This window comes from Bradyrhizobium sp. (genome assembly GCF_019242285.1).
Classification (GTDB): domain Bacteria; phylum Pseudomonadota; class Alphaproteobacteria; order Rhizobiales; family Xanthobacteraceae; genus Bradyrhizobium.
In genome coordinates this window covers 1-6,069 of sequence record NZ_JAFAVV010000838.1, presented here as the reverse complement: position 1 = coordinate 6,069, position 6,069 = coordinate 1, and the positions used below count along the sequence as shown (strand labels likewise).

Annotated in this window: 8 protein-coding genes; 3 read left to right on the top strand and 5 right to left on the bottom strand. The window is 64.3% G+C overall.

What is annotated here, in order from left to right:
* Positions 1 to 663, bottom strand: a 663-nt coding sequence (locus JOY90_RS34390; protein ID WP_291695539.1) for a transporter substrate-binding protein, incomplete at its 3' end; no start/stop codon positions are given.
* Positions 664 to 1,233: 570 nt separating this feature from the next.
* Here JOY90_RS34390 and JOY90_RS34385 point away from each other — a divergent pair.
* From JOY90_RS34385 to JOY90_RS34375, 3 genes are all read left to right on the top strand, one after another.
* A complete protein-coding gene (locus tag JOY90_RS34385) occupies positions 1,234 to 2,646 on the top strand; it encodes a DEAD/DEAH box helicase (protein WP_291695538.1) in 1,413 nt (470 codons plus the stop codon).
* A 24-nt stretch (positions 2,647 to 2,670) separates the two neighbouring features.
* Positions 2,671 to 2,958 (top strand): translation initiation factor IF-1, encoded by a 288-nt coding sequence (gene infA, locus JOY90_RS34380; RefSeq protein WP_291695537.1) that lies wholly within the window; start codon positions 2,671 to 2,673, stop codon positions 2,956 to 2,958.
* 275 nt (positions 2,959 to 3,233) lie between these two features.
* Positions 3,234 to 3,446 carry a cold-shock protein gene (locus JOY90_RS34375; RefSeq protein ID WP_291695536.1) on the top strand — a complete coding sequence of 71 codons (213 nt, stop codon included), beginning with the start codon at positions 3,234 to 3,236 and terminating at the stop codon, positions 3,444 to 3,446.
* 143 nt (positions 3,447 to 3,589) lie between these two features.
* Here the strand turns inward: JOY90_RS34375 and JOY90_RS34370 are convergent, their stop codons facing one another.
* From JOY90_RS34370 to JOY90_RS40260, 4 genes are all read right to left on the bottom strand, one after another.
* Positions 3,590 to 4,168 (bottom strand): TadE/TadG family type IV pilus assembly protein, encoded by a 579-nt coding sequence (locus tag JOY90_RS34370; protein WP_291695535.1) that lies wholly within the window; start codon positions 4,166 to 4,168, stop codon positions 3,590 to 3,592.
* Positions 4,169 to 4,190: 22 nt separating this feature from the next.
* On the bottom strand, positions 4,191 to 4,733 hold the full coding sequence (locus tag JOY90_RS34365; protein WP_291695534.1) for a TadE/TadG family type IV pilus assembly protein: 543 nt from the start codon (positions 4,731 to 4,733) through the stop codon (positions 4,191 to 4,193).
* 196 nt (positions 4,734 to 4,929) lie between these two features.
* A complete protein-coding gene (gene cpaB, locus JOY90_RS34360; RefSeq protein WP_291695533.1) occupies positions 4,930 to 5,739 on the bottom strand; it encodes a Flp pilus assembly protein CpaB in 810 nt (269 codons plus the stop codon).
* 156 nt (positions 5,740 to 5,895) lie between these two features.
* Positions 5,896 to 6,069: sterol desaturase family protein (locus tag JOY90_RS40260; protein ID WP_367277029.1), on the bottom strand; the 174-nt coding region annotated here is incomplete at its 5' end.

Sequence of the window (6,069 nt, the reverse complement as noted above, 5' to 3'; positions counted from 1 at the left end):
CCAGTCGGAGTGACCGAACGGCGTGTAGTTGATCATGATGTCTTCCTGCGCGACGCCCTTCGACTTCAGGTACGCCTCGAGGATCTTGTTGGTGGTGCGCGGATAGACGTAGTCGGTGCCGGCCAGCACCCAGCGCTTCACCTTCTCTTCCTTCATCAGGTAGTCGACGGCGGGGATCGCCTGCTGGTTCGGCGCGGCGCCGGTGTAGAACACGTTGCGCTCGCTCTCCTCGCCCTCATACTGGACGGGGTAGAACAGGATGTTGTTCAGCTCCTTGAACACCGGCAGCACGGATTTGCGCGACACCGAGGTCCAGCAGCCGAACACCACCGACACCTTGTCCTTGGTGATGAGCTCGCGGGCCTTTTCGGCGAACAGCGGCCAGTTCGACGCCGGGTCGACCACCACGGCCTCGAGCTTCTTGCCGAGCACGCCGCCCTTCTTGTTCTGCTCGTCGATGAGCATCAGCATGACGTCCTTCAGCGTGGTCTCGCTGATCGCCATGGTGCCGGAAAGCGAATGAAGAATACCGATCTTGACGGTGTCGTCGGCGGCCCTGGCCGAGGAAAACCCGGCAAGGCCGAAAGCGAGGCCGGCCACGGCCGCCAACCAGCGACGCCGACTGACGGGCTTCGCTGGCGGTCGAGTGAATTGAGTAAGCATGAGGTATCATCTCCCTGACGCAGACGTTGAACGCTGCGGACACGGCCCACGGCCGCCTGCGTTCACGGAATCGCAAGAACCATGCCATGCCGCTCGATCGCAGTAAGGCGATGGAAATATTCGCGAATTCGCGTGATGGCAGCAGAATGCCCGCCCAAAAAAAGGGCAGTGGAAATGTATGCGGAAGCGGCAATATGTATATTTCTTATGCAAAATTGAGTAGATGATTAAATATGAAGCACTCCCTCATCCTCGGCGGCAATCGGAAGGGGCAATCCTGCGTCCGGCGTCCGCGTCCCCCGCCGCGAATTCTTAACCGCCCCGCTTTCCCCGACCACAGCACACCTTGAAAGCGCCGCGTTCCTGGGCCATATCTGGCGGCAAGACTTCGGCGATAATCCAAGTCGTTGCGAGCCGCGTGTTCTCAAGCCTGCATCTAGCCGGGCTTTTGGCTTGCTCCTTTCAGCCAGCAACAAGCGACACTCCAAGCACGCGGGTGTTTCGAGAAGATTTGCCAGCGCCTGGCGTCATCGCCGGGGTGCCCGCTGCCTACATGGAAAGAATCATCCTTTGACTTCGTTTCAGGAATTCGGCCTTGCCGATCCGATCTCCCGCGCCCTCGTGGAGGAGAACTATCTCACGCCGACGCCGATCCAGGCTCAGACCATTCCTCTCGCGCTCAACGGACGGGATATCGTCGGCATCGCCCAGACCGGCACCGGCAAGACCGCTGCCTTCGCCCTTCCGATCCTGCACCGGCTACTCGGCAACCGCGTAAGGCCGCAGCCGAAGAGCTGCCGCGTGCTGGTGCTCTCGCCGACCCGCGAATTGTCGGGCCAGATCCTCGACAGCTTCAACGCCTATGGCCGCCACGTGCGGCTGAGCTCGGCGCTGGCGATCGGCGGCGTCCCGATGGGACGCCAGGTCCGCGCCATCATGCCGGGCGTCGAGGTGCTGGTGGCCACCCCGGGCCGCCTGCTCGACCTCGTGCAGGGCAATGCGCTGAAGCTCAACCAGGTCGAGTTCTTCGTGCTCGACGAGGCCGACCGCATGCTCGACATGGGCTTCATCAACGACATCCGCAAAGTCGTCGCAAAGCTGCCGAAGCTGCGACAGACGCTGCTGTTCTCGGCGACCATGCCGAAGGACATCGCCGATCTCGCCGAACAGATGCTGCGCGACCCGGCGCGCGTCGCGGTGACGCCGGTGTCCTCCACCGCCGAGCGCATCACCCAGCGCGTCATCCAGGTCGATCACGCCGCCAAGCCCACGCTGCTCGCTCAGCTCTTGAAACAAGAGAAGATCGACCGCGCGCTGGTGTTCACCCGCACCAAGCATGGCGCCGACAAGGTCGTGAAGAACCTCGCCAAGGCGGGCATCGCCGCCAACGCCATTCACGGCAACAAGTCGCAGAACCACCGCGAGCGCGTGCTCGCCGCGTTCCGGTCCGGCGAGATCCGCACGCTGGTGGCGACCGACATCGCAGCCCGCGGCATCGACGTCGACGGCATCAGCCATGTGGTGAATTTCGACCTGCCCAACGTGCCCGAGACCTACGTCCATCGCATCGGCCGCACCGCGCGCGCCGGCGCCGAAGGTGTCGCGATCTCGCTGGTCGCGGGCGGCGAGGAGATGGGATATCTGCGCGACATCGAGCGGCTGATCCGCGTCGCGCTGCCCCGCGAGGACCGCCGCACGCCGGGCCAGCGCGAGGCGGCACCCGCCGCTGCGACGCCGCATCGGCCGGGCCGCCCGGCCCCGCGGCCGCACGCCGCACGGCCGCACGAGAGCAATTCACCCGCGAAAGGCCCTCGCCGTCACCGCCGCAGTGGTGGTAATAATGGGGCTCCGCCAAGCCATCGTCAGGAACAGCACCGCGCGCCCCATGGCGGCGGCAGGGCGGAGGGACTACAGGGCGTCGCCTTCCTGCATCGCGAAAGCCGCCCGCATCGTCAACGCAACCGCAATCAGCAGCCAAGCTAGCCGTCAATCGATCTGGAGACAAACATGGCTAAAGAAGAGCTGATCCAGTTCGAAGGACTGGTCACCGAAATCCTCCCGGACGCGCGCTACCGCGTCCAGCTCGACGCCGGGCACGAGATCGTCGCCTACACCGCCGGCAAGATGAAGAAGAACCGGATCAAGACGCTGGCCGGAGACCGGGTGACGATCGAAATGTCGCCCTACGATCTCGAGAAGGGGCGGCTGATTTTCCGTCACAAGGACGAGCGCCCGAGCGGGGCCGGCGGCCCTCCGCGCGGAGGCCAGCGCGGTGGCCAGTTCCGCCGCAAATAAGGCACGATCCCGCAACTTGTCCCACTGTCGCGCATGACGGGAACGTGTCATGCGCTGGTTCTTGACGGCAACACGCAACCGAAAAATTCGTGCAGCTCAGGATTGTTTTGGGGCCTGTTTTGCAATAATGTATGGCGCAATCGATTTTCGGCCGGACGACATTAGCTATCCACCGGTACAGCCGGTTTAGACGCTGACGACCCTTCCAAAAATTCGATCTCACCAGCCCACCGAAAGTGGGTCTTCGACGTTTATATCTGAGAAGGGACTATCCCGTGAGCATGGGAACCGTGAAGTGGTTTAACGCAACCAAGGGCTACGGCTTCATCCAACCGGATGACGGCGGCAAGGATGTGTTCGTACATATCAGCGCCGTGGAGCGGGCCGGGCTCGGAACGCTGCGTGAGGGCCAGAAGGTCTCCTACGAGATCGTGGCAGATCGCCGCTCTGGCAAGTCGTCGGCCGACAATCTCCGCGTCTCGAACTAACAGACGTCCTCGAGGGCTCGAGCCCTCGGGGAATCCGGTCTGAGTGCAGGTTGATGAAAAGGCCGCGCAGCTTGGCGCGGCCTTTTTTGCCTGCGTTTCTCGATCCGAGCCGCCTGCGGCGGATTGCGGATGATTCCGCCTGCTCAGAGCGTCGTGCAGCCGCTCGCGTTGTAGAGCACGCAGGTCGACTGGCGCGGACGGCTGTAGGCGACGTCGTTGAGCAGAACGCCGGTCGGGGCCATCACATAGCCGACGGTCGGGACATAGCGATAGCTGACCTCGCTGTAGATCAGGTAGGTTCCGCCGGTCTGCAGCTGCGTCGGGACCGAGACCGCCGATCCGACGGTGCGGGGCGCGGATCCGACGCTCCATTGCACCCGCGCCGCGAGCGTGTTGGGATCGACATAGAGCTCGCTGATCGTCGATTGGATCGGCGACGAGTCATACGGCGTCATGATCGCGACGCTGGCCGCGAAGAAGTTGTTGAGCTGCGTATCGGTGACCGAGACGTTCTGCGAGGCCAGATTGGCCAGCGTGCGCGACATCAGCGAAGTCTTGCGGGCGACGGCAAGGCCGGAGGAGAACTCCACCGCGCCGAAGAACGCGACGAGCATCAGCGGCACGATGAATGCAAACTCGGTCGCGGCGATGCCGCGGCGATCGGCGACGAAGCCGCGAACCTGGTCGCATGCGCGACCCCAGAAAGTGGCAACCGGTTTCATCGCTTTCATCATCTCCGGCCGATCAATAGGGCTCGTTCTGGAACGCGGCGGTCGCCACCAGGAGCCGCTGGTTGCCCGTCAGGTTGGAGATGTTGTAGCCGAGGCCGGTGACGAACAGCGGCCATTTGTAGAACAGCCGGACCACCACGATGTCGTTCGGACCGCCGGGGTTGAAGCCGAGATTGCTGGTGACGAAGTTGCCGCTGCCGTCGATCTGGCTCGAGACGTTGATCGAGGCGAACGCGCTATAGGCCTCGACATCGAAGTAGATGTTGCTGCAGTTGAAGAGGGCCGGGACCTGGGTGCAGATGAATGCTGCGAATTGCGACTGGGTGTAGCTCGCCTTCTGCGCCTGCCCGGTCAGGATGATGCGCGCCGAGTTCTGCGTCACCGTCTCCAGCACCTGGCTCGCGAAGAACATGATTCCGGTCTCGATGATCGCGAACAGCAGCGCGAAGAACACCGGCGCGACGAGCACGAATTCGAGCGCGGCCGAGCCGCGACGGCTGCGCCGGAAGCGGCGCAGGAGCATTCGGCAGCGTGAGGTCGGCGAGGCGGAGGACATCGGCAATTCCCAACAATCGAACGGCATCGTCATCGGCGCGAGACGACGGACCGAGCGGCGGTGATCGAGGTGTCGCACCGTTCGACCGTGCAGGTCGCGCCCTAAAGGCACGTTAAGCGCATCGGCGAAAGTCGCGCGGCGACAGGCCGGCCGCGATGGCGCGGCCTGTTGCGAGATCGGGATCGACGGTGGGCGGCTACCGGCTGGCGCAGCTCGGCGTGCAGCTCAATGTCTGCCGGTCGACGCCACGGTAGACCGTCACCAGGAGCTGATCGCCGTCGGCGTTCTTGGCGAGAGCCGCCTTGGCGTCGGCGATGCTGCGCAGCGCCAGCGTGAGGGTGCCGGTCTGGCGCGCGCGGGCGAGCATCTCGGCCTGGTCGGGCCTGAGCTCGAGCGTCACGGTCTTGCCGACCACGGTGGTCTGGCCGTCCTTCTCCTTCGGCGCCTGGTCGATGGCGAGCACGCGCACGTTCGGCAGGATGATCTCGGAAACCAGGATGTCGGGCTGCACCGGGTTGTCGGGATGCTTCTCGTGATGCGAGAGGATAACATCGACCCGATCGTTCGGCAGGATGAAGCCGCCGGCGCCGGTTTCCGGCGAAATCTCGGTCGAGATGGCGCGCATCCCCGCCGGCAGGATCGCCGCCATGAAGCCGGAGCCGTTGCCCTTCACCAGCTTCTGCTCACGGATCGGCTCGCCGGCCACGAACGGCTCGCGCGCGATCGAGCCTGCGAGCTGGGTGGTCGCTTCCGGCCGATCGGAGCGGCGGATGAAGCTGTTGCTGGCGGAAGCCTGCGGCCACGCCTGCCACTGCAGGTCCTCGGCTTTGACCGTCTGGCCGAGGCCGATGTCGGATTTCGCGATCAGCACGTCCGCCGTCGGCATCTGCGCGACCGGCTCGGCCGGGGCCGGCTGGTTGGGGCTCTCGGAGCCGCTCGCGAGATAGAGGGCGATGCCGCCGGCACAGATGGCGATCAGCAGGACGATGATGCGAGAGATCTTCATACGCTTTACTCTTCCGCGCCTCTACCGGAGTCCGGCCTGGGCGATACGCAGCGGAACTGGAACTCGACGGAACGACTCTGGCATCGAATGGTGAACGAAGAGCGAAGCGCGCCGCGCGAGTATCGACGATACCGCCGCGGCAACGGCGGTCCCGTCCTAGCGACGAAACGGAAAGGCGAGCTGTCCGGCGATCTCGGACGGCACCGCCGCTTCGTCCCTGTATTCGCGGGGAAGCTCGTCCACCGGCATGCGAAAGGTGCCGAACAGGATATCCCAGAGCGGAAAGGTGCCTGCGAAGTTCGTGTTGCCGCCCACTGAAAGCTGCGTGTG